The sequence below is a fragment of the Gilliamella sp. Gris1-4 genome (genome assembly GCF_001690335.1).
GTDB classification, from domain to species: Bacteria; Pseudomonadota; Gammaproteobacteria; order Enterobacterales; family Orbaceae; genus Gilliamella; species Gilliamella apicola_P.
The window spans coordinates 1-2,317 of the sequence record NZ_LZHA01000005.1 but is presented as its reverse complement, the minus strand read 5'-3'; the positions used below and the strand labels follow the sequence as shown (position 1 = coordinate 2,317).

Annotated in this window: 2 protein-coding genes; one reads left to right on the top strand and one right to left on the bottom strand. The window is 46.1% G+C overall.

Going from position 1 to position 2,317, the window contains the following annotated elements:
• Nucleotides 1–638: 638 nt before the first annotated feature.
• Nucleotides 639–2,009 (bottom strand): hypothetical protein, encoded by a 1,371-nt coding sequence (locus A9G31_RS00495; protein WP_141671318.1) that lies wholly within the window; start codon nt 2,007–2,009, stop codon nt 639–641.
• Between the two features lie 67 nt (nt 2,010–2,076).
• Between A9G31_RS00495 and A9G31_RS00490 the strand changes: the two genes are divergently transcribed.
• Nucleotides 2,077–2,317: hypothetical protein (locus A9G31_RS00490; protein WP_141671316.1), on the top strand; the 241-nt coding region annotated here is incomplete at its 3' end.

Below are 2,317 nucleotides of genomic sequence, written 5' to 3'. Positions count from 1 at the left end.
ATTTTTTGTGGTTTTTGCAGTGTTTTTTATAAAAAAGTGACTCATAAAAGCCACTCAAGGTTATGTTGTTGTCTTGTTACGGCGTCAGAATGTGCCGACAACAGAGCGAGGTTAGCACGCCAAACAGGGATGTTTGGCGAGTTTGTGGTGCGTCGGGAACGCGTCCACAAACGGTGCGTTAAGACCGAGCGACGGCGGAGGACAAATTTGTCTGGAACAAATTTGAACATCTGAGCATAGCGAAGATGGCCTCGTAGAGGCGAGTATCAGGATGATACGAGTATTGCCGAAGGCCACATTCTGTAGCCAAAGCGTGGGTTGTCAGGGAATTCGCTTTAATTCCCTGACTCGGACGTTGTCACTGTAGCTATTTTGTTCACCAAAGGTCAAAACGTCCGAAACCTTGCCGTACTACAGATAGACCAAGAATTTAAATCGCCACAGCGTAATCCACTAAGACTGCCATCGACACTTTCAGCGTCGGCGGCGGGGGGCGGCGCTATTGTGGCTTTGCCACAACGGCGCAACCCTAAGGGAAACGCCCCAACTTACGCGGGGGCTTTGTTCTTTGTTATATTATCCTCTCAAGCACCATAACCACCCCCGCGCCCTAAGGATTAAGAACTAAACGCTAAGAACTAAGGTGCGGTGCAAACAGCGAGAACATCGGTGTAAGCGCTGTGGTTGTGGACGACGCCGTAGCCCGAGTGGACAGCGAACTGGTTGCTACCTGCTGCGTCGCTCGTCCAGTAGCCGCCGTAGACGAAGCCCGCACCAGCGTATTTGTCCATGTAGCCCCACTCCGTGAAAAATCCTGCCCCTATGTGACGCTGATGCCAATTTCCTGATGAACTAGGGGCTGCGCCATCTATGCCATTTACACATGGAAACCAAGTATTATCTACACCACACTTCGCATTGGTTAAATCACTTACCCGTGGCATTCGATAACCCAAACTTCTACACCATGCTGTTTGGTCACTATAACTTTTAAATTGATTATCCCGATTGACGAACCACTGCCTTAACTTAAAACCATACCGAACCCCATTACCACTTCTATCCCTTCCCACCAACTCGAAGGTCTGTGGCAAAACTGGACGTGTAATTCGACCAGGACTACTTGAGCTTATCTTATTACTATTTGCCCTAGGACCACTCAACGTTACCCGTGCGACAACTTTTCTTCTATCAACACCAGGAATCCAACCATCATTAGCTGCTACACTTGTCACCGTAGCCCTTATACTACCACTTGTCTTAACTGTCCAACGCAACTGACTTGCGTCAATCCCAGCAGGAATCTCCAAATCAAAATACAATCCATCTGAACCTGTAGTAGGAAAGTTTCTGTCGTAAGATGATGGGTTTGTTGACTGAACTAAAAAGCCCTTAGTAGGAGACCATATGTTAGCTGGGCCTGCGTAGCTGTCTGTGCCATAGAATAGATTCGGCCTGACCGAACAAATACCAGGCTGTGACGTCGTGATATAATAAACCGCTGTGCCTCCGTAAAAACGACTACTATTTGGCACTCCATACTGTGTAGTTAAACTTCCCCCTGTACTATCTAAAGTGACCTTATAAGGCGCTTTACATAGATTTAATGTATCACCACGACTAACCGTAGTGCCATCTTTATCCTTTATTACTAACGATATACTCCCTGTTGCAGTAACACCATTTGTACCCTGTCCATCCCCATCATCATCTCCCCACTTCCCTTGGCTGATTAGACTATTTAAACTAATAGATGTTGCACCCGATGGCAATACCGTATGAATATCATTAAATGTATAATTTCCACTTGGTAACATTATCGGATTTGTAACACTTGATGTGTTTGTTGACTGAGTGATACGTCTTCCATCTGGCAACTCGATTGCCAAAAATGTGTCTGTATCGGTTGCCTTGGTTCGACCACCGTCAAATGTTAAATACGGCGCACTTCCGTGAATAGTATTGGCTGTATTTACCGTTAACGCCTCTGTTCCCTGTGTATATGACAATAACAACAACGGCGTAAAGAACAATGCCGATTTTGATAACAATGAAGGCCTAAACAATAACCGCAGCTTGAATAGTAATGCCGGTTTGGATAACAATGGCGGTTTTAATAACCACTTGGATATCGACGATAATTTTGCCGAATATATGGCCGATGATGTGACCGAAGATGTTGTCGAAGAATCCGCCGACAGCATCGCCAGTAAAGACCCCGATGACGGCGTCGATTCCGCTACGCGAAATGACTTCGATGATGAAAATAACTGTGGCGCCCTACTTTGGCTACCGTGCGAATCAATAAGATTTAGGG